Annotated in this window: 12 protein-coding genes; 9 read left to right on the top strand and 3 right to left on the bottom strand. The window is 72.2% G+C overall.

Annotation, left to right across the window (positions count from 1 at the left end; genetic code table 11):
- Position 1: 1 nt before the first annotated feature.
- Positions 2-3643: a nitrate reductase subunit alpha gene (locus ACZ69I_RS17665; RefSeq protein WP_470833160.1), complete on the bottom strand. Its 3642-nt coding sequence runs from the start codon at positions 3641-3643 to the stop codon at positions 2-4.
- 177 nt (positions 3644-3820) lie between these two features.
- Between ACZ69I_RS17665 and ACZ69I_RS17660 the strand changes: the two genes are divergently transcribed.
- On the top strand, positions 3821-4588 hold the full coding sequence (locus ACZ69I_RS17660) for a YwiC-like family protein (RefSeq protein ID WP_470833070.1): 768 nt from the start codon (positions 3821-3823) through the stop codon (positions 4586-4588).
- A 21-nt stretch (positions 4589-4609) separates the two neighbouring features.
- Here ACZ69I_RS17660 and ACZ69I_RS17655 read toward each other — a convergent pair whose 3' ends face one another.
- Positions 4610-7402: a lysylphosphatidylglycerol synthase domain-containing protein gene (locus ACZ69I_RS17655; RefSeq protein WP_470833069.1), complete on the bottom strand. Its 2793-nt coding sequence runs from the start codon at positions 7400-7402 to the stop codon at positions 4610-4612.
- Between the two features lie 212 nt (positions 7403-7614).
- On the opposite strand from ACZ69I_RS17655, the gene ACZ69I_RS17650 reads away from it, so the two are divergent.
- The 6 genes from ACZ69I_RS17650 to nudC all read left to right on the top strand — a co-directional run bounded on the left by ACZ69I_RS17650 (position 7615) and on the right by nudC (position 18833).
- Positions 7615-8100, top strand: a complete 486-nt coding sequence (locus ACZ69I_RS17650) for an MGMT family protein (RefSeq protein WP_470833067.1) — start codon at positions 7615-7617, stop codon at positions 8098-8100.
- A gap of 167 nt (positions 8101-8267) precedes the next feature.
- Positions 8268-11759, top strand: coding sequence for an ATP-dependent helicase (locus tag ACZ69I_RS17645; RefSeq protein WP_470833066.1), 3492 nt, complete (start codon positions 8268-8270; stop codon positions 11757-11759).
- Positions 11760-11855: 96 nt separating this feature from the next.
- Complete coding sequence (locus ACZ69I_RS17640; RefSeq protein ID WP_470833064.1) at positions 11856-12554, top strand: hypothetical protein; 699 nt, start codon at positions 11856-11858, stop codon at positions 12552-12554.
- Positions 12555-12637: 83 nt separating this feature from the next.
- On the top strand, positions 12638-16381 hold the full coding sequence (locus ACZ69I_RS17635) for a UvrD-helicase domain-containing protein (protein ID WP_470833062.1): 3744 nt from the start codon (positions 12638-12640) through the stop codon (positions 16379-16381).
- A gap of 10 nt (positions 16382-16391) precedes the next feature.
- On the top strand, positions 16392-17795 hold the full coding sequence (locus tag ACZ69I_RS17630) for a dipeptidase (RefSeq protein WP_470833060.1): 1404 nt from the start codon (positions 16392-16394) through the stop codon (positions 17793-17795).
- 90 nt (positions 17796-17885) lie between these two features.
- Positions 17886-18833, top strand: a complete 948-nt coding sequence (gene nudC / locus ACZ69I_RS17625; protein WP_470833058.1) for an NAD(+) diphosphatase — start codon at positions 17886-17888, stop codon at positions 18831-18833.
- 4 nt (positions 18834-18837) lie between these two features.
- On the opposite strand, the gene ACZ69I_RS17620 is transcribed toward nudC, so the two are convergent.
- Entirely contained in the window at positions 18838-19080 is a 243-nt protein-coding gene (locus tag ACZ69I_RS17620) for a mycoredoxin (protein WP_389715291.1), read from the bottom strand.
- A gap of 93 nt (positions 19081-19173) precedes the next feature.
- Here ACZ69I_RS17620 and ACZ69I_RS17615 point away from each other — a divergent pair, with 93 nt between their 5' ends.
- Together ACZ69I_RS17615 and ACZ69I_RS17610 are read left to right on the top strand one after the other, a co-directional pair.
- Positions 19174-21438: an ATP-dependent DNA helicase UvrD2 gene (locus ACZ69I_RS17615; protein ID WP_470833056.1), complete on the top strand. Its 2265-nt coding sequence runs from the start codon at positions 19174-19176 to the stop codon at positions 21436-21438.
- A 163-nt stretch (positions 21439-21601) separates the two neighbouring features.
- Positions 21602-21943 (top strand): hypothetical protein, encoded by a 342-nt coding sequence (locus ACZ69I_RS17610; protein ID WP_361722037.1) that lies wholly within the window; start codon positions 21602-21604, stop codon positions 21941-21943.
- Positions 21944-21979 lie beyond the last annotated feature (36 nt).

The raw sequence follows: 21979 nt of genomic DNA, 5'->3' as shown, positions 1-21979 counted from the left end.
ATCAGTACTCCACATCCTGCGAGCGGCGACGGATGACCGTCACCTCGTCGCGCTGGTTGCCGGTCGGCCCCAGGTAGTTGAAGGCCCAGGTCAACTGGGCGTATCCGCCGATCAGATGGGTCGGCTTGAGCATGATCCGGGTGAGGGAGTTGTGGATGCCGCCGCGCCGCCCGGTCCGCTCCGTCTTCGGGACGCCGACGGTCCGCTCCTGGGCGTGGTTCATGTAGACGGTCCCCGGGGGCATCTTGTGGGACACGATCGCGCGGGCCGTGACGACGCCGTTGCGGTTCACGGCCTCGATCCACTCGTTGTCGCGCACGCCGATGGCGTCCGCGTCCTGCGGGGACATCCACACCGTCTGACCGCCGCGGCCGAGCGTCATCATGTAGAGGTTGTCCTGGTACTGCGAGTGGATCGCCCACTTGTTGTGCGGGGTCAGGAACCGCACGGCCACCTCGCGGCCGCCGTCGCCGACCGTCCGGGATCCCAACGGGGGCTCTCCGTAGAGGCGGTGCATGTTCAGCGGCGGCTTGTAGACGGGCAGCGCCTCGCCGACCTCGTGGATCCAGTCGTGGTCGAGGAAGAAGTGCTGGCGCCCGGTGAGCGTGTGCCAGGGCTTGAGGTGTTCGGTGTTGACGGTGAACGCGGTGTAGCGGCGGCCGCCGGACTCGCTGCCCGACCACTCCGGAGACGTGATGACCGGCACCGGCCTGGCCTGGGTGTCGGCGAACGTGATCCGCTTCCCCTCGGCCTCGGCGGCCAGGTGCGCCATCTCGGTGCCGACGCGCTTCTCGAGCGTCTGGAAGCCCTGGGTGGCCAGGCGGCCGTTGGAGGTCCCGGAGAGCGACAGGATCGCCTCACAGGCCCGCTGGGCGGTGTCCAGGCGCGGCCTGCCGTCGGCGGCGCCGCCGCGCACGGTGCCGTTCTTCTCCTTCAGGTACGCGACTTCCTCGGCGACGTCGAACGTGACCGCCTTCGTGGTCACCCCGAGCCGGTCGACCAGCGGGCCGAGCGCCGCGAACTTCTCGCCGACCGCTCCGTAGTCGCGCTCCACGACCGTCAGGTCGTACATCGTGCGCCCGGGGACGGGCTCGCACTCGCCCTTGGACCAGTCGAGCGCGACGCCTCCGGGCTGGGCCATCTCGCCGCCCGGGGTGTCGTGCTGCAGGGCGGTGGCGACCAGGTCGCGCCGCACGCCCAGGTGCTCGCCCGCCAGCTCGCCGAAGCGGCGCGCGACGGCCAGGAACGCGTCGTAGTCCGTGCGGGCCTGCCAGGGCGGGTCCACGGCCGGTGTGAAGGCGTGCAGGAAGGGGTGCATGTCGGTGGACGACAGGTCGTGCTTCTCGTACCAGGTGGCGGCCGGCAGGACGACGTCGGAGAGGAGCGTCGTGGACGTCATCCGGAAGTCGAGGCAGAGCAGCAGATCGAGTTTCCCCTCGACGTCCTCGGAGCGCCACCGCACGTCGCGGGGCGCACAACGCGGGCCGTCGTCGGGCAGGTTGGAGTGCGTGCCGAGGAGATGCTTGAGGAAGTACTCGTTGCCCTTGGAGGATGAGCCGAGCAGGTTGGCCCGCCATACGTTGAGCACGCGCGGCCAGTTGCCGGGCGCGTCGGGGTCCTCCCCGGCGAAGCCCAGCGTGCCGTCCGCCAGCTCTTTGACGGCGCTCGCCACCGGGTCCTCGGCCGCTCCGAGGTCGAGGGGGTTGCGGTCGAACGTCGGGTACGACGGCATCCAGCCCATGCGCGCGGAGGCGGCCAGGCAGTCGGCGCCCGTCATGCCCTCGAAGCGGCCCTCCCCCAGCGGGGACGCGAGGGACTCGGCGGGCAGGCTGTCGTAGCGCCACTGGTCGGTGTGCAGGTAGAACCAGCCCGCGCCGATCATGTGCCGGGGCGGGCGCCCCCAGTCGGAGGCGCTCGCCAGCGTCGCCCAGCCGGTCACCGGGCGGCACTTCTCCTGCCCGACGTAGTGCCCCCATCCACCGCCGTTGCGCCCCTGGCAGCCGGTGAGCGTGAGCAGCGCGAGGAAGGCGCGGTAGGTCGTCTCCGCGTGGAACCAGTGGTTCGTCCCCGCGCCCATGAGGATCATGCAGCGCCCTTGTGAGGCCTCGGCCGTCTCGCCGAACTCCTGTGCCACGCGCGTGGCTTGCGCGGCAGGAACCGAGGTGAGAGTCTCCTGCCAGGCGGGGGTGCCGGGCTGGGAGGCGTCGTCGTAGGAGGCGGGCCACTCACCGGGCAGTCCCGCGCGCGGGACGCCGTACTGGGCGAGCATCAGGTCGAAGACGGTGGTGACGAGGCGGCCGCCGATCCGGCGCACCGGGACGCCCCGGCGCATGACGCCGGGCGCGTCGTCCTCGAAGCGGGGCAGCAGGATCTCCGCGCTCTCGGCGTCCGGCGAGTGCAGGGTGAGCCGGGGCACCGTGTCACCGAGGTCCAGATTCCAGTCGGGGGTCCCGGAAGCGCCCCAGCGGTGCCCGAGCGTGCCGTTGGGCACCGTGAACCCGCCGCTCGCGTCATCGATCAGGACGGTCTTCCACCGGGCGTTCTCGGTCTCCTCGCCGATGTCGGAGGCGGTGAGGAACTTGTGCGGTACGAGGCCCTTTCCGGTCTCGTCGAGCGTGACCAGGAAAGGCAGATCCGTGTAGCGGCGTACGTAATCCTGGAAGAACGGCGTCTGCCGGTCGACGAAGAATTCCTTCAGGATGACGTGCCCCATGGCGAGGGCGAGCGCACCGTCCGTGCCGGGGTGCGGATGCATCCACTCGTCCGCGAATTTCGTGTTGTCCGCGAAATCCGGCGACACGGTGACGACTTTCTGCCCCCGATAGCGCGCCTCGGTCATCCAGTGCGCGTCCGGCGTCCGCGTCACCGGCACATTGGAACCCCACATCATCAGATACGCGGCGTCCCACCAGTCGCCCGATTCCGGTACGTCCGTCTGGTCGCCGAACACCTGCGGAGAGGCGACCGGGAGATCCGCGTACCAGTCGTAGAAGGAGAGCATCGGGGCGCCGATGAGGGAATGGAAACGGGCGCCCGCGGCATGCGACGCCATCGACATCGCGGGAATGGGGGAGAATCCCGCGACCCGGTCGGGGCCGTGTTCCTTGATCGTGTGGACGTGCGCGGCCGCGACGATCTCGACGGCCTCGTCCCAGCTAGCCCGCACCAGGCCGCCCTTGCCGCGCGCCCGCTGGTACCGCCGCCGGCGCTCGGGGTCGCCCTGGATGTCGGCCCAGGCCAGGACCGGGTCCTTCAGCCGCGCCTTCGCCTCGCGGTACATCTCCAGAAGCACGCCGCGCACATGCGGATAGCGGACGCGAGTCGGCGAATACGTGTACCAGGAGAAGGAGGCGCCGCGCGGGCAGCCACGGGGTTCGTATTCGGGGCGGTCCGGCCCCACGGAGGGGTAGTCCGTGGCCTGGGTTTCCCAGGTGATGATGCCGTCCTTGACGTACACCTTCCAGCGGCACGAGCCGGTGCAATTGACTCCGTGCGTGGAATACACGACCTTGTCGTGGCTCCAGCGGTCGCGATAGAAGGATTCCCCGTCCCGACCGCCGGTGTGCTCCACCCGGTGCAGGTCCTCGGATGTCTCCGCGGTCCGGGTGAAGAAACTCCCGGCCTTCACGAGCGTCTCAGCGATTTCTTTCCTCTGCTGCAACGTCTTGTCTCCCGGCCGTCCCGAAGAAAAGGCCACACCCACGTGCCGCCTACAACGACCCTAAGCCTGGGGATGGTTGGGGCCCCGGGGTCTTAGGTCCCGTGAAGGGGTGACCAACAGCAGGAATTGTTCGGGCCCCTGTACTGCGAGGCTGAGAACATGAGCAGGAAGAAGCGCGGCGCCCTCCACACGTGGCTGCCGAACCAGCACGGTGCGTGGGCGATGCTCGCGGTGCCGTTCGCGGCGGGCGTGTTCCTCGCCCACGGGCCGGGCGCCGGACCCCGCTGGGCCCATCTGCCGCTGTTCGTCGCCTGGTTGGCGGGGTACGTCGCCGCCTTCCACGCCCAGCAGTGGCTGCGGCTGCGCCGCCTCTCCCGCAACCCGAGGGCCCCGCGCCGCCACGTGCGCCCCGCCCTGGCCTCGGCGGCGCTGTGCGCGGCGTGCGGGACGCCGCTCCTGTTCGCCCACCCCTGGCTGCTGCTCGCGGCCCTGTGTGCCGCGCCCTTCGTGGCCGTCAACACGTACTACGCGTGGCGGAACAAGGAGCGGGCCCTGGTCAACGGGCTGGCGGCGGTGCTGCCCGCCTGCGGCATGCTCCTCGTGACCCTGCGGACGGGCGGCGGCTCCCTCGCCGACGGCTGGCGCCCCGCGCTCGCCTGCCTGCTGTTCTTCGCGGGCACGGTGCCGTACGTGAAGACGATGATCCGCGAGCGCGGCTCCCGCGCGTACTACCGGGCGTCGGTGGCGTACCACGTGCTCGCGGTGCCCGCCGCGTACGCGCTGAGCCCCTGGCTCGCGGTGCCCTTCGCGGCGTACCTGGCGCGCGCGGCGCTGCTGCCGGGCAAGGGCGTGAAGGTCGCCGTGGTGGGGGCGGTGGAGGTGGTCGGGGCGCTGGTGCTGCTGGCGGTGCTTCTGCTGCTGTTCTGACGTGTCATCCCACCGGATGAGTCAGAGCAGCCCCTTCCGTGTCAGATGGTTGAAGAACAGCCACCCCGGAAGCACCGGCAGCCACAGCGTCAGCAGACGGTAGAGCAGCACGGCGGGCGCGGCCACCTCCTTGGGGACACCGACCGCGATCAAGCCGACGGTCAGCGTCGCCTCGACCGCGCCCACACCGCCGGGCGTCGGCGCCGCCGACCCCAGGGCGTTGCCCGCGAGGAAGACGACCGCGACGCTCGCGAGGCTGAGCGACGTCATCTCCTCGTTGCCGAAGGCCCGCACCGAGGCGTCCAGGCAGAGCACGAACATCAGGGTGAGCAGCAGCATCCCGCCGATGCCGGTGAGCAGCTTCTGCGGCCGCTGCAGCACGTCCAGCATGCGCGGCACGACACCGGCGAAAAGCGACCGCACGCGCGTGACGACGAATTTCCGCAGGAAGGGGATCGCGGTGACGACGAGCACCAGCACCGCGACCGACAGCAGACCGGCGATGACGGTACGGGACGGCGTGAACGACGGCGTCTTCTCCGTCCCCGTCAGATAGCCGAAGACCAGCAGCAGCAGGATGTGCGAGGCGAGTCCGAAGAGCTGCGAGGCGCCGACGCTCGCGACCGCGAGCCCCGAGCGCACTCCGGACCGCTGCAGGAACCGGGTGTTCAGCGCGACACCGCCGACCGCCGCGGGCGCCACGATCTTCACGAACGAGCCGGCGACCTGCGCCGCGACCGCCCGCAGGAACGGCACCCGCTCAGGAACGAAGCCGAGCAGGCTCATCGCCGCCGCGAAGTAGCTCAGCGCGGAGAAGCCCACCGCGGCGGCCACCCAGCCCCACTCCGCCTCCTGGAAGAGCGTGCCGAACTCGACGTGCGTGAGCTGCGAGAGCAGGAAGTACGCGCCGATGGCACCGGCGATGAAACTGAGCAGCGTCCGGGGCCTGATCCGCTCCAGCTGCGCCGGCTCGACCGGCGCGGCGGGGCGGATGAGCAGCACCTGATGGCGGATCTGGGTGAGCAGGTCGTCCTCGCGGGCCTGCTCCATGGCGTCGTCTATCGCCTGCTTCTCGGCCTGCTGCTCCTGCTTGGCGGCCTGTTTCTCCGCCTGTTTGCCGGCCTTCTGCGACGGCTTGTCCAGCGGGTCGTCCTCGGACACCTCAGCCCGCGCGGCCCTGGCCCGGTGGGACGCCTCGAGGACGGCCTCGCGCTCGCGCTGGGACCGTTCCCGGGCCAGCTTGCGCAGCGTGCCGCGGGTGGAGCGGGTGAGGGCGATGGGCTGCAGCAGCGGCAGACAGTCGGCCACCGCGTCCGGCCCGATGACCTCGAGGGCGGCGGCGACCGCGCGCTCCGCGCCCACGCGAAGGCCGAGCGCGGTCAGGAGCTGGGCGATGTCCATCCGCAGGACCAGGTCGCCCGCGGCGATCTCACCGCCGCGCAGATCCGTGAGGATGACCTTGCCGGAACGATCCACCAGCACCGCGTCGCCCGCGAGCCTGCGGTGGGCGATCCGTCGGGACTGCAGCGCCTGCACCTGCCGCCAGGTGTCGCACAGCAGCTCGTCGGTGATGGCCTCGTCCGGCAGGGAGTCCAGGGTGCGGCCGCCGGTGTGCTCGTAGACGAGCATCACGGCGTCGGGGCCGAGCTCGGACGTGGCGATCAGCTTGGGCGCGTTCGCCCCGGCCGCGATGGCCGCGTACGCGAGGAGCGCCTCCTGCTCCAGGGCCTGCCGCAGGGACTGCAGGCTGCGCCGCTGGGTGATGCCCCGCAGGGTGAGCCTGCGCCAGACCCGGTAGAAGAAGCCCTGGGCCTGCTGCTCGCGGTCGATGACCGTGACGTCCAGGGGCGGGCCGTCCTCCAGGGTGACGAAATACCGGCGGCCGCGGTCGCCGTGCTCGCTGTCCGGGGACTCCTCGCGGGCGGCGCTCACGGGGTGGAAGCCGACGTGCCGCAGGCCCACGAGGAGGGTCTGCCCGGTCGGCCGTACGTTCGGCGAGCCGACCGCGTAGAGCGTGCCGTACGCCACCGCCCAGCCGATCAGCACCGTCAGGATGATCGAGAACGGCGTCGTGTAGCCGGTCACCAGCATCGTGAACGCGTCGAGCAGCAGCACCACGAACAGCACCAGGCGCCAGCGCGGCCTGCGGGACATGCCGACGGCCGTCATGTACGCGATGACGGGCGCGAGGTAGCCGTGCACCGGATCGGTGAAGGCGTGCAGGTCGGCGGGGGACGGCTTGGTCAGCGCGTCCTGGATGGAGTCGGGGGCCGCCTTCGCGACCCAGAGGTCGGTGGCCAGTGTCACGCCGTGCGCGAGGACGGCGGCGAGCACCCCGTCGGCGATGCGCAACCCGTCCCGTTTGATCAGGCGTTCGATCGCGAACGCGACCGGGACGAGGAGCACGCCGATGCTGGCGACCAGGCCCGCGACCTTGATCAGCAGATCGGGCGCCTGCTCCGTGCCCTTGTCGATGTCCTGTTCGAGGCCGGAGGTCGTGCCGTGCGCGAACGCGGCGATGGCCAGGAGCACCGCGATGGCGAGCACGCCGACGAGGAGCCGCATGAGGTCGGACGGGCGGTGCACACGAGCGGCCAGGAGCGGTTCGTCGCCCGCGACGCGGTCGGTGTGCGCCCCCTCGCCGTCGGCGCAGCCGGAGCCGGGGGCGATCTCGTGTGCGACATCGGACGCGACCCCTTGCTCGTCGTTCCGCTCGCCGGTCCGCTGCTCGGTCTTCTCTGGTTTCAGGGGGCGCTCACCGGTGTCCGGGTGTGACTCGGACGCAGAGGTGCCCGCCTTCTCATCGGGATGCACGCCCTGCTGCTCCGTGGTCTCTTCTTGATCTCGTATCACCAGTCACCGCCCGGACGATGGTGGCATGTCCTGTCCCTCGAGGGGGGCAGCAGGGGGCAACGCAAGGCTGCGAAGTGGTCACGAAACGACACTTTGTGCCCAGTCAGAGGCCCTGCGGCACGCTCTGTACCGGGCCCGTCACCTTGTCGGTGGGGTACGGCAGGATGGTCCGGATGAGCGAGGAGAGCCGAACGGGACAGGCGCCGCCCGACGACGCGGGACAGGCACTGCCGGAGTACGCGGAAAGGGTCCTCGAGGTCGCCGAACTGATCCCTCCGGGGAAGGTGATGACGTACGGGGACGTCGCCGAGTGGCTTGAGCAAGGCGGTCCGCGCCAGGTCGGGCGCGTGATGGCCCTCTACGGAGGGGGCGTTCCGTGGTGGCGCGTGGTCCGCTCTGACGGCGTGCTGCTTCCGGGCAGCGAACTGCGGGCCCTGGAGCGGTACCGGGAGGAGGGCACCCCCCTGCGGCAGGCGTCGCGCGCCGCCCAGGGGCACGTTCCGAAGCTCGACATGCGGCAGGCGCGGTGGGACGGCGGCGCGGGGGCCGACGAGGTGATGGCCGGTGGCGCGGTGATCGGCTGCACGCTGGTCGGCGACGCCGCGGAGGGCGACGCCGCGGGTCACGCTCGCCCGCAGGCTCCGGAGGCTCACACCTGACAGCTTCCGGCATCCGGCGGTCCGGCGGGGGACCGGTGGCCCGTACGGGGGAAGCCACGCGTCCTGTGTGCCCACTGGCGTAGCGTCGACAGCACGCGTCCCCTTCACCCCGCTGCCACCGCGCAGCCGCTCCGAGACCAGTACACCCACCAGGACCGGCGACCCACGTGAGTTCCCCTTCTTCCACTCGGCACATCCGGCACCCGTCGCACCACCAGGTACGACAGGGGAGCCGGGACGTCTACCGACTGGTGCGTACGCCGCCGGCACCGTTGGCTCCCCCTCGCTTGGACGCGGGTCAGCGCAGTGTGGTTGACCACAAGGGCGGGCCCCTGCTGGTCCTGGCCGGGCCCGGCACCGGCAAGACGACCACGCTCGTGGAGGCGGTCGCCGAGCGCGTCGCCCGGGGCGGGGACCCCGCGCGGATCCTGGTGCTGACCTTCAGCCGCAAGGCCGCGGTGGAGCTGCGCGACCGCATGGCGCTGCGCATGGGCGCGGTGCGCGCTCCGCAGGCCACGACCTTCCACTCCTTCTGCTACGCCCTGGTCCGCGCCCACCAGGACGCCGAACTGTTCGTGGAGCCGTTGCGCCTCCTGTCGGGCCCCGAGCAGGACGTGGCGGTACGAGAACTGCTCGCGGGCCAGATCGACCTCGCGCAGGAGGGGCACGGGCACATCCGCTGGCCCGACGAGCTGCGCGCCTGCCTCACCACGCGCGGCTTCGCCGACGAGGTGCGCGCGGTGCTCGCCCGCAGCCGTGAGCTGGGCCTAGGCCCGGACGCCCTGGACGCCTTCGCCCGCCGCAGCGGCCGGCCGGACTGGGGCGCCGCGGCGGCCTTCCTCGCCGAGTACCTGGACGTACTCGACCTGCAAGGAGTGCTCGACTACGCGGAACTGGTGCACCGCGCGGTGCTGCTCGCGCGCCGGCCCGAGGTGGCGCGGGCGCTCGGCGCGCAGTACGACGCCGTCTTCGTGGACGAGTACCAGGACACCGACCCGGCGCAGGTGCGGCTGCTGCACGCGCTCGCCGGGGGCGGCCGCACGCTCGTCGCGTTCGGCGATCCGGACCAGTCGATCTACACGTTCCGGGGCGCCGACGTGAACGGCATCCTGGAGTTCCCGCACGACTTCCCGCGCGCGGACGGCACCCCGGCGCCGGTCGAGGTCCTCAGGACGTCCCGCAGGTCGGGCGCGCAGCTCCTGGAGGCCACCCGGCTCCTCACCCGGCGCATGCCGCTGACCAGGCTTCCGGCGGAGAAGGTGCGGGCCCACCGGGAGCTGGCACCGGTCAGGGACGGCGGCCGCGTCGAGGTGTACACGTACCCGACGGCCGGTACCGAGCTCGACAACATCGCGGACATCCTGCGCCGCGCCCACCTGGAGGACGGCGTCCCCTGGGGCGACATGGCGGTCCTGGTCCGTGCGGGCGCCCGCACGATCCCCGCGGTCCGCCGCAGCCTGAGCGCGGCGGGCGTCCCCCTGGAGATCGACGGCGACGACATCGCCCTGCGCCACGAGCCCGCGGTGACACCGCTGCTGACGGCGCTGCGGGTGGTGGCGAGGGCCGTCGAGGCGGGGGCGGTCGGCGGGGCCGAGGCCGATGACGTGGTCGGCCCGGACGATGCTGTTGAGCCCCACGACGTCGAAGAGGACGTTCACCAGAGCGCCGCCTCCGAAGGCGCTGGTTCCAGTTCCACGAGTGCCGACCCCGAAAGCACGGGCCCCGAGCCCACCGCCTCCGAAGCCACCGCCTCCGAAACCACCGCCCCCGAAACCACCGCCCCCGCCTGGCTCGACACCGAGACCGCGCTCACCCTCCTCACCTCGCCCCTGGCCGGGATGGACGCCGCCGACCTGCGCCGCCTCGGCCGCGCCCTGCGCGAGGAGGAGCGTGCGGCGGGCAACCACGTGCCGCCGCCCTCCGACGAGCTGCTGGCCCGCGCCCTCGCCGAGCCCGAGCGCCTCGTCGCGCACGACCCGACGTACGCCCGCGGCGCCCAGCGCCTCGGCGCGCTGCTCCGCAAGGCCCGTGAGCGCCTCGCGGGCGGCGGCACCGCCGAAGAGGCGTTGTGGGAGCTGTGGGACGGCACGCCCTGGCCCAGGCGCCTGGAGCGCACCGCACGCCGCGGCGGCGCGGCCGGACGCAACGCCGACCGCGACCTCGACGCGGTGTGCGCCCTGTTCGCCGCCGCGGCCCGCGCGGAGGAGCGTACGGGCGGTCGCGGCGCCCTCAACTTCCTGGAGGAGACCGAGGCGCAGGACATCGCCGCGGACACGCTCACGCGCCGGGCGGCCCGCCCCGACGCCGTACGCCTGATGACCGCCCACCGCTCCAAGGGCCTGGAGTGGCGGCTCGTCGTGGTCGCGGGCGTCCAGGAGGGCCTCTGGCCCGACCTGCGCCGCCGCGGTTCCCTCCTGGAGGCGGACCGCATCGGCCGCGACGGCCTCGCCGAACCACTCACCCCCGGAGCGCTCCTCTCCGAAGAACGCCGGTTGTTCTACGTGGCCGCCACGCGCGCGCGTGAACGTCTCGTCGTGACCGCGGTGAAGGCGCCCGCGGACGACGGCGACCAGCCCTCCCGCTTCCTCACCGAACTCGGCGTCGAGCCCAAGGACATAACGGGCCGCCCGCGCCGCCCCCTCTCCGTCGCCGCGCTCGTCGCGGAGCTGCGCGCCACCACCGTCGACCCGCGCGTCTCCGACACCCTGCGCGAGGCGGCGGCGCGGCGTCTGGCCCGCCTCGCCGCGCTGAGCGACGCCGACGGCCGCCCCCTCGTACCGGCCGCGCACCCCTACCGCTGGTGGGGCATGTACGAACCGACGGCGAGCGAGGTCCCGCTGCGCGACCGGGACAAGCCCGTGGTGCTCTCCGGAAGCGCTCTCGACCAGCTCGCCAACACCTGTGCCCTGCAGTGGTTCCTCGGCCGCGAGGTGAAGGCGGACGCTCCCTCGACCGCCGCCCAGGGCTTCGGCAACGTGGTGCACGTCCTGGCCGACGAGGTCGCGTCCGGACGGACCCCCGCCGACCTCGCCGTCCTCATGGAGCGCCTCGACTCGGTGTGGGACGCGCTCGCGTTCGACGCGCCCTGGAAGTCGGCGCAGGAGAAGGAGCACGCGCGTGTGGCGCTGGAGCGGTTCCTCCAGTGGCATGTGATGGACCGTGCGAGCCGTACCCCGGTCGCCAGCGAGCACGGCTTCGACGTGACTCTGAAGGCCGGTTCCTACGAAGTGCGGGTGCGCGGCTCCATGGACCGTGTCGAGCAGGACGCGGAGGGCCGCGCCTACGTAGTGGATTTCAAGACAGGCAAGCAGGCCCCCAGCTCCGCCGAGGTCGCCCGCCACCCGCAGCTCGCCGTCTACCAGCTCGCGGTCCGCGAGGGCGCCGCGGACGACCTCTTCGAAGGGGTGCGTCCGCAGCCGGGCGGCGCCGAACTGGTGCAGCTGCGCCAGGGCGCCGCCAAGAAGAACGGCGGCGACGCCCTCCCGAAGGTGCAGGCCCAGGAGGCCCTCTCCGGGGAGTGGATCGGCGACCTCCTCGCGACGGCCGCGGGCAAGGTCCTCGACGAACGCTTCACCCCGACCACCGGCCAGCACTGCACACACTGCGCGTTCCGGGCATCCTGCAGCGCGCGCCCGGAGGGCCGTCAGGTCGTGGAATAGCCCCGGGGAACACGGCACCCGCGTGGGCGAATTAAAGTCACCGTAAGAACTTGCTGTGCGCCGCCCGAGGCGCACCTTTTTGAGGAGTACGCGTATATGGCAGCCAACCGGAAGCTCCTGGCAGTGGCAGTCGCCTGTGCCGCCGCCGTCATCGGCGTGACGGGCTGCAGCAGCGACGGCGACAAGGACCCCTTCGACGGCATGAGCGCCGACAAGATCGCCGAGAAGGCGTCGAAGGCGTCCAAGGACGCCGGGTCCTACCGCATGAAGGGCCAGATGAAGCAGAAGGGCGAGGTGAGCGACATCGAGTTCGCGGTCGCCGAGTCCGGCGACTGCAAGGGCACGATGGGCTCGGCCAAGATGGGCAAGGCCGAGTTCCTGTCCTCCGGCGAGTTCTCGTACTCCAAGGGCGACGACAAGTTCTGGGAGGCCCAGGGCGGCGGGGCCACGGCGGAGCTCCTCAAGGGCCGCTGGGTGAAGCAGCCCAACAAGGGGGGCAAGGCCGTCTGCAACCCGGACGACATGTTCAGCAACAAGAACCTCAAGAAGCTGAAGCGCGAGGACGACGCCGAGGTCGCCGGTCAGAAGGCCGCGGTCCTCACCCGTACGAAGAAGGACGAGACCACCACCTTCTACGTCGCGATGGAGGGCAAGCCCTACTTCCTGAAGGTCGTGAACAAGGGCGCCGACGGTCCGGGCACCGTCACCTTCCAGGACTACGGCAAGGCCGTCGACGTCAAGGCCCCGCCGGCCAGTGAGGTCGTCGACCCGAAGAAGCTGGCCACGGGCTCCTGACCCCACGCCTCCCATGAGCGTGCGGTGGCCGCTCGCGCCCGGGCCCGCCCCGGTTGTCAGTGGCCACCGCTAGCCTCTCTGACGTGTCACCTCGCCTCACCGATCCCGAGCAGCTCAAGGAGCTCCTCGGCATCCCGTTCACCCCGGAGCAGACGGCCTGCATCACCGCGCCGCCCGCCCCGCAGGTGATCGTGGCCGGCGCCGGCTCGGGCAAGACGACGGTGATGGCGGCCCGCGTGGTGTGGCTGGTCGGCACCGGCCAGGTAGCTCCCGAGCAGGTCCTCGGCCTGACGTTCACGAACAAGGCGGCGGGGGAGCTCGCCGAGCGCGTGCGCCAGGCCCTGATCAGGGCGGGCGTCACCGACCCCGACGCGGTCGACCCGGACAACCCGCCCGGCGAGCCGGTCATCTCCACGTACCACGCGTTCGCCGGCCGCCTCCTGACCGACCACGGCCTGCGCATCGGCCTCGAACCGACCTCGCGCCTCCTCGCCGACGCCACCCGCTTCCAGCTGGCCGCCCGCGTGCTGCGCGAGGCCCCCGGTCCCTACCCCGCCCTCACCCGGTCCTTCCCCGACCTCGTCAGCGATCTCCTCAGCCTCGACAGCGAGCTCGCCGAACACCTCGTACGCCCCGAGCGGCTCCGCGCGTACGACACCGGGCTGCTCCAAGCCCTGGAGGGCGCCAAGCTCTCCAACGCCGACCTGCGCAAGGTCCCCGAGACGGCGGCGGCCCGGCTCGAACTGGCCGAGCTCGTCGGCCACTACCGCGCGGCGAAGCGCTCCCGCGACCTCCTCGACTTCGGCGACCAGATCGCCCTCTCCGCGACGCTGGCCCGCACCCGCGCGGAGGTCGGCGAGATCCTCCGCGACGAATTCCGCGTCGTCCTCCTCGACGAGTACCAGGACACGTCGGTCGCCCAGCGCATCCTCCTGTCCGGCCTGTTCGGCGGCGGCACGGGCCACCCGGTGACCGCGGTCGGCGACCCCTGCCAGGCCATCTACGGCTGGCGCGGCGCCTCGGTGGCCAACCTCGACGACTTCCCCGAGCACTTCGCGCACGCCGACGGCCGCCCAGCCGCCCGCCACGCGCTCAGCGAGAACCGCCGCAGCGGCGGCCGCCTCCTGGACCTCGCCAACGGCCTCGCGGAGCCCCTGCGAGCCCTGCACGCGGGCGTGCAGGCCCTGCGGCCCGCGCCCGGCGCAGAGCGCGACGGCGTGGTGCGCTGCGCCCTGCTGCGGACCCACGCCGAGGAGATCGACTGGCTCGCCGACTCGATCGCCCACCTGGTCCGCACCGGCAAGGCGCCCGGCGAGATCGCCGTCCTGTGCCGCACGGCGACGGACTTCGGCGAGATCCAGGGCGCGCTCGTGGCCCGCGACATCCCCGTGGAGGTCGTCGGCCTCTCCGGACTCCTCCACCTCCCCGAGGTCGCCGACCTCGTCGCCGTCTGCGAGGTCCTCCAGGACCCGGGGGCCAACGCCTCCCTGGTGCGACTCCTGACCGGTCCGCGCTGGCGCATCGGCGCCCGCGACCTGGCCCTCCTCGGCCGCCGCGCCCGCCTCCTCGTACGACCGGGACACGCCGCCCCCGACGACCCGGACCGGCGCCTCGCCGAAGCCGTCGAGGGAGTCGACCCCGCCGAGGTGATATCGCTCGCGGACGCGCTGGACACCTTCCTGGAGTCCCCCCTCGAACCGGCCGACGCCTCCGGAGGGGACGACGGGCTGCCCTTCTCGGCCGAGGCCAGGGTCCGCTTCGCCCGTCTCGCCGCGGAACTGCGCGAACTGCGCCGCTCGCTGTCCGACCCGCTGATGGACGTGCTGCACCGCGTCCTCGCCGTGACGGGCCTGGAGGTCGAGCTCTCCGCGTCGCCGGGCGCTCTGGCGGCCCGCCGGCGCGAGACCCTCTCGAACTTCCTGGACGTGGCCGCCTCCTTCGCCGCGAACGACAACGGCGCGACGCTCCTGGCCTTCCTCGCCTTCCTGCGCACCGCCGCCCAGTACGAGAAGGGCCTCGACAACGCCCTGCCGGGCGGCGAGAACACCGTCAAGGTGCTCACCGCCCACAAGTCCAAGGGCCTGGAGTGGGACGTCGTCGCCGTCCCCGGACTGGTCAACGGCACCTTCCCCAGCGCGCAGGGCCGGGAGAAGTGGACCGCCCAGGCCAAGGTCGTCCCGCACGAACTGCGCGGCGACGCGGCGACCCTGCCCGACATCGAGGCGTGGGACGCCAAGGGCATGAAGGCCTTCCACGAAGCGATGAAGGACCACCAGCGCACCGAGGAACTCCGCCTCGGCTACGTGACCTTCACCCGCCCGCGCTCCCTGCTGCTCGGCTCGGGCCACTGGTGGGGCCCCTCCCAGAAGAAACCGCGCGGCCCCTCGGACTTCCTCCAGGCCCTGCACGACCACTGCGCGGCGGGCCACGGCGAGATCGAGGCCTGGGCCGACGAGCCGGCCGAGGACGAGGAGAACCCCGCCCTGGGGGAGGCGACCGCCGACCAGGCGTGGCCGCTCCCGCTCGACGAGGACTCTATGGCCCGCCGCCGCGCCGCCGCGCAGACCGTCCTCGCCCACCTGGACCGCCTGACGGGGGAGGGTGCCCCGGAGCCCGCCCGTTCCCACGAGGAGGCCCACCCGGCGGCGTACGACGACGTGCCCCCGGCCGACGACCCGGAATGGCCGCCCCCTCCGGAGGACGAAGAGCCCTTCTACGAAGAGGCCCGCTACGAAGACGCCGCCTACGGAGACCCCCCTTACGGAGAGGCCGGTTTCCCCGCCGCCGACCCTGCCGACCCGGCCGATCCTGCCGACCCGGCCGACTGGGACGCACTGCCGACCCGGCGCCCGACGCTCCCGCACCCCGCGGACACGCCGGACGCCGCGTCCGGCCACCCCGACGCCCCGCAGGAGAGCGGCCACGCACGCGTGCCGCCCCCCGCACCCGCGCCCGACGCCCTCCCGCACCCGGCCGACCACGTCCGGGACAGCCGCCCGGCCCCGGCGGAGCCCGGCGCCCGGCCCATCGCGGGGGAGCCCGGCGCCCACCCCGCCCCGGAAGAGCCCGGCGCCCGCCTCACCCCGGAGGAGGCCCGGACCCTCGCCTCCTGGGACCGCGACCTGGACGCCTTGACCAGCGAGCTGCTGCGCGCCCGCGAAGCCGTCAGGGACATCACCGTGCCGCCCTCGCTCACCGCGTCCGAGCTGATGCGCCTGGCCGCCGACCCCGAGGGCTTCGCGCGGGACCTGGCCCGGCCCATGCCGCGCCCGCCGCAGCCCGCGGCCCGCCGCGGCACCCGCTTCCACGCCTGGATCGAGTCCCGCTTCGAAGAGCTCACCCTGCCGATGCTCGCCCCGGAGGACCTGCCGGGCGGCGGCCCCGACGAGGCCGAGATCGCCGACGAGCGCGACCTGGAAGCCCTCAAGGAAGCCTTCGAACGCACCGAGTACGCCCACCGCGCGCCCCACCGCGTCGAGGTCCCCTTCCAGTTCGTGATCGCCGGCCGCGTCATCCGGGGCCGCATCGACGCCGTCTACAAGGAAGGCGAAGGCGCCGACACCACGTACGAGATCGTCGACTGGAAGACCAGCCGCACCCGCACCGCCGACCCCCTGCAGCTCGCCGTGTACCGGCTCGCCTGGGCCGAGCAGCAGGGCGTCCCCCTGGAGTCGGTGAAGGCCGCCTTCCTCTACGTCCGCAGCGGGGAGACCGCCCGCCCGAGGAACCTGCCGGGCCGCGCCCAGCTGGAGCGCCTCCTCCTGGAGGAACCGGCCGGTGCGCCGGGCGACGAGCCGCCGGACGGGACCACCCCGGATGGCGGATAGGCTCGTGACCATGAGCGAGACACCGGACAGCGCCGTCCGCACGTACATCGAGAACCACCGCGCCGCCTTCCTCGACGACCTCGCCGAGTGGCTGCGCATCCCGTCCGTGTCGGCCCAGCCCGACCACGCCGGGGACGTGCGCAGCAGCGCCGAATGGCTCGCCGCCCAGCTCAGGAAGACCGGCTTCCCGGTCGCGGAGATCTGGGAGACGCCGGGTGCGCCCGCCGTCTTCGCGGAATGGCCCTCCGACGACCCGCAGGCCCCCACGGTCCTCGTCTACGGCCACCACGACGTCCAGCCCGCGGCCCGCGAGGACGGCTGGGACACCGAGCCCTTCGAACCCGTCGTCCGGGGAAACCGCCTGCACGCGCGCGGGGCGGCCGACGACAAGGGCCAGGTCTTCTTCCACACCCTCGGCGTCCGCGCCCACCTCGCCGCCACCGGCCGCACCGCGCCCGCGGTCCACCTCAAGCTGCTCGTCGAGGGCGAGGAGGAGTCCGGATCCCCGCACTTCCGCGCCCTCATCGAGGCCCACCGGGACCGCATCGCCGCCGACGCGGTGATCGTCTCGGACACCGGCATGTGGTCGGAGGACACCCCGACCGTCTGCACGGGCATGCGCGGCCTCGCCGAGTGCGAGATCGAACTGCACGGCCCCGACCAGGACATCCACTCCGGCTCCTTCGGCGGCGCCGTGCCGAACCCCGCCACCGAGGTCGCCCGCCTCGTCGCCGCCCTCCACGACGACCACGCGCGCGTGGCGATACCGGGCTTCTACGAAGGCATCACCGAGCTCACCGACCGCGAGCGCGAACTCTTCGCCGAGCTCCCCTTCGACGAGGAGCGCTGGCTGCGCACGGCCAAGTCCCACGGCACCCACGGCGAGGCGGGGCACACCACCCTGGAGCGCATCTGGGCCCGCCCCACCGCCGAGGTCAACGGCATCGGCGGCGGCTACCAGGGGGCGGGCAGCAAGACGATCATCCCGTCGTCCGCCTTCGTGAAGCTGTCCTTCCGGCTCGTCGCGGGTCAGCGCCTCGACCGCGTGGAGCAGGCCGTGCGCGCCTGGGCCGCCGACCGGGTCCCCGCCGGCATCCGCCACACGGTCACCTTCAGCGCCGGTACGCGCCCGTGCCTGACCCCGCTCGACCACCCCGCCCTGCAGTCCGTCGTGCGGGCGATGGGCCGCGCCTTCGGACAGCAGATCCGCTTCACGCGCGAGGGCGGCTCGGGGCCGGCGGCCGACCTCCAGGACGTGCTCGCCGCTCCCGTGCTCTTCCTCGGCATCTCCGTCCCCTCCGACGGCTGGCACGCGCCGAACGAGAAGGTCGAGATCGACCTGCTCCTGAAGGGTGTCGAGACGACGGCACACCTGTGGGGCGACCTCGCGGAGAACTGGCGCGATGCACACTGAAGCCCCCTTCGCGGCCCCGCCGGCCGCCGAACACGTCCTGCCGCACGCCCTGCTGAACCACCCATTCCATCGGGGGAGTTGGAAGCACCTGTGACCACCTGGACCGACCGCACCGCAGACCGCCCCGTCTCGCTGACCGCCGCGAGCGGCATCGACCGCGCGGCCCACCACCGCATGGACGAGGCGTGGCTCGCCGCGGCCTGGAGCCACCCCACGACCCGGGTCTTCGTGGTCTCCGGTGGCCAGGCGCTCATCGACGAGACGCCCGACGGCCGGACCGAACTGGTGATGACGCCCGCCTTCGAGGCGCCCCTCACCGAGGAGCACCGCTACTTCCTGGGCACGGACGACGACGGCATCAGCTACTTCGCGCTCCAGAAGGACGGCCTGCCGGGCCGCATGGACCAGTCGGCCCGCCCGGCCGGGCTGCGCGAGGCGGGGCTCCTGCTCTCCCCGCGGGACGCGGGCCTGCTGGTGCACGCCGTCGCCCTGGAGAACTGGCAGCGCCTGCACCGCTTCTGCTCGCGCTGCGGCGAACGCACCGTGATCGCGGCGGCGGGCCACATCCGCCGCTGCCAGGCCTGTGGCGCCGAGCACTACCCGCGCACGGACCCCGCCGTGATCATGGCGGTCAGGGACAGCGAGGACCGCATCCTCCTCGGCCGTCAGGTGCACTGGCCCGAGGGCCGTTTCTCCACCCTCGCGGGCTTCGTGGAGCCGGGGGAGTCCATCGAGCAGTCGGTGCGGCGCGAGGTCTTCGAAGAGGCGGGCGTCACGGTCGGCGACGTCGAGTACGTCGCGAGCCAGCCCTGGCCGTTCCCCTCCAGCCTGATGCTCGGCTTCATGGCCGACGCGACCTCCTCGGAGATCAACGTCGACGGCGAGGAGATCCAGGAGGCCCGCTGGTTCTCCCGCGAAGACCTGCGGGCCGCATTCGAGTCCGGAGAGGTCCTGCCTCCCTACGGAATCTCGATTGCGGCCCGCCTGATCGAGCTCTGGTACGGCAAGCCCCTGCCGAAGCCCGGGACCGTGGGCTGAGCCCTCAGACGTCCAGCTTCTGCTTGACCTGCGCCAGCGAGGGGTTCGTGAGCGTCGAGCCGTCCGGGAAGAGGACGGTGGGAACCGTCTGGTTTCCGCCGTTCGCCTTCTCGACGAAGGCCGCCGAGTCCGGGTCCTGCTCGATGTTGATCTCGGTGTACCCGATGCCCTCGCGGTCCATCTGACCCTTGAGGCGGCGGCAGTAGCCGCACCACGTGGTGCTGTACATCGTCACAGTGCCCGGCATCTCTTTCGTGCTCCTTCGTCGCTCGGGGTGCGTGTTCGCAATGGATCGAACGTACGCGACCCGGCCGCCATTCCCGCATTAGTACGACCACAGGTGCCGCCCTGTGGACAACCGGCTCAGCCGCCTCGTGCGACCTGGCAGCATGGCAGGGTGACATCAGCAACGCACTCCTCCCTCTTCCCGCAGGTCCCGGAATCTGCCGACGCGGTGCTCGACGGGCTCGACCCGGAGCAGCGCGAGGTGGCCACCGCCCTGCACGGGCCGGTGTGCGTCCTGGCGGGCGCCGGTACCGGCAAGACCCGGGCGATCACCCACCGGATCGCCTATGGGGTGCGGGCCGGGATGCTCCAGCCCGCCAGCGTGCTGGCCGTCACGTTCACCAACCGCGCCGCGGGCGAGATGCGCGGCCGCCTGCGCCAGCTCGGCGCCTCCGGCGTCCAGGCCCGCACCTTCCACTCCGCCGCCCTGCGCCAGCTCCAGTTCTTCTGGCCCAAGGCGGTCGGCGGCCCGCTGCCCCGGATCGTCGACCGGAAGATCAAGCTCGTCGCGGACGCGGCCGCCGCCTGCCGCATCCGGCTCGACCGCAATGAGCTGCGCGACCTCACCAGTGAGATCGAGTGGTCCAAGGTCACCCAGACCGTCCCCGCGGACTACGCGGCCGCCGCCGCCAAGTCGGGCCGGGACGTCCCGCGCGACCCCGCGGAGACCGCCCAGCTCTACGCCGCGTACGAGGACCTCAAGCGCGACCGCGCCGTCATCGACTTCGAGGACGTGCTGCTGCTCGCCGTCGGCATCCTCCAGGACCGGCACGACATCGCCGAACAGATCCGCGCCCAGTACCAGCACTTCGTGGTCGACGAATACCAGGACGTGAGCCCGCTCCAGCAGCGGCTCCTCGAGCTGTGGCTCGGTGAGCGGGACAGCCTCTGCGTCGTCGGCGACGCCAGCCAGACGATCTACTCCTTCACCGGCGCGACCCCCGACCACCTGCTGAACTTCCGCACCCGCCACCCCGGGGCCACGGTCGTCAAGCTGGTCCGTGACTACCGCTCCACTCCGCAGGTGGTCCACCTCGCCAACGGCCTGCTCTCCCAGGCCCGCGGCCGCGCCGCCGACCACCGCCTCGAGCTGATCTCCCAGCGTGATCCCGGCACGGAACCGGTCTACACGGAGTACGTGGACGAGCCGGCCGAGGCCGAGGGCGCCGCCCGCCGCATCCGTGCCCTCATGGCCGACGGCGTCCCCGCCAGCGAGATTGCGGTCCTCTTCCGCACGAACTCCCAGTCGGAGATCTACGAACAGGCGCTCGCCGACGCGGGCGTGCCCTACCAGCTGCGCGGTGCCGAGCGGTTCTTCGAGCGCACCGAAGTGCGCGAGGCGGGCGCGGCTCTGCGCGGCGCGGCCCGCTTCGGGGGGAACGACGCCCTCCTCGACGACGTGGTCGACCTGCCCTCCCAGGTGCGCGCCGTGCTCTCCACGAAGGGCTGGACGAGCGAGCCGCCCGCGGGCTCCGGCGCCGTCCGCGACCGCTGGGAGTCGCTGGCCGCACTGGTGCGGCTGGCCGAGGACTTCGCGCGGGCCAGACCGGAGGCGACCCTCGCCGATCTGGTGGCCGAGCTCGACGAGCGGGCGAACGCCCAGCACGCGCCCACCGTCGAGGGCGTCACGCTGGCCTCGCTGCACGCGGCGAAGGGCCTGGAGTGGGACGCCGTGTTCCTCGTGGGCCTCGCCGAGGGCATGATGCCGATCACGTACGCCAAGACGGACGAGCAGATCGAGGAGGAGCGCCGCCTCCTCTATGTAGGGGTGACCCGCGCCCGCGTGCACCTCTCGCTCTCCTGGGCGCTCTCCCGTTCGCCGGGCGGCCGACCGAGCCGCCGTCCCAGCCGTTTCCTGGACGGGCTGCGCCCCGGCTCGGGGGCGGGCTCCGCGGCCCGTGCCGCGGGCGGTGGCCCCGGTGGTGTCGAGCGTGGCAGCGGCGGCGGGGCCGTGGCCGCGGTGGGCCGCCGTCAGCGCAAGATCCGTACGCCGGCCCGCTGCCGGGTCTGCGGCCGCACCCTCACCGAGGCGGGTGAGATGAAGCTCATGCGGTGCGAGGACTGCCCGTCCGACATGGACGAGGGGCTGTACGAACGGTTGCGGGAGTGGCGCTCCGGCCAGGCGAGGGAGCTGGGACAGCCCGCGTACTGCGTCTTCACGGACAAGACCTTGATCGCCATCGCGGAAGCCGTGCCGGAGGACGAGGGCGAGCTGGCCCGCATCCCCGGGGTCGGCGTCCGTAAGTTTCACCGGTTCGGCGCCGATGTCCTCGCCATTTGCGCAGGTCAGGAGCGTGTAAGGGGCGCCGAGGGAGAATGATTCAAACTCGTCGAAAAAATAGTTTGCGCATGCGCAAGGAAGACCCATAGGTTCTTAACACGGAAACGGCGGGCTTCTCCGAAGCCCCGGTTCCGTGCTGTACTTGTCAGTCCGCAGGTTCGGTTCCGACCGAACCCCTAGACGCCGAGAGGAGGCGATTCCAGTGATCAGCATCAACGAGAGCTTCATCAGCACCGCGAAAATGACCGATCGCTCGGTCGTCGCTTCCTGCCTGCTCGGCTTCTCGAACCAGGGCACCGGTCTGTCCGGCGGCATCCCCGCCACCCGTCCGATGTCCGCCTCCCTGCCTCTCACGGGTCTTCCCGTCCGCGAGGTCAATGAGGGCAATGAGCGACCGACCAAGGCACCGGAAGCAGCAGTAGCGGAGGCGCAGGCCCAGGCCTATGCCTTTGCGGCAGCCGGTGCCGGATTCCGGAAGCAGACGACGCAGCACCACACGATGTGGGCCTTCCGTGGGCTCGAACCCTGGAGTGATCCAGTCTGATCCTCGATCAGACAGGCGCCTTCAGGGCCGCGGAAC

The sequence above is a fragment of the Streptomyces sp. NPDC036815 genome (genome assembly GCF_055609205.1).
The sequence above is the reverse complement of the archived record's forward strand: the minus strand, read 5'-3'. Positions and strand labels throughout refer to the sequence as shown.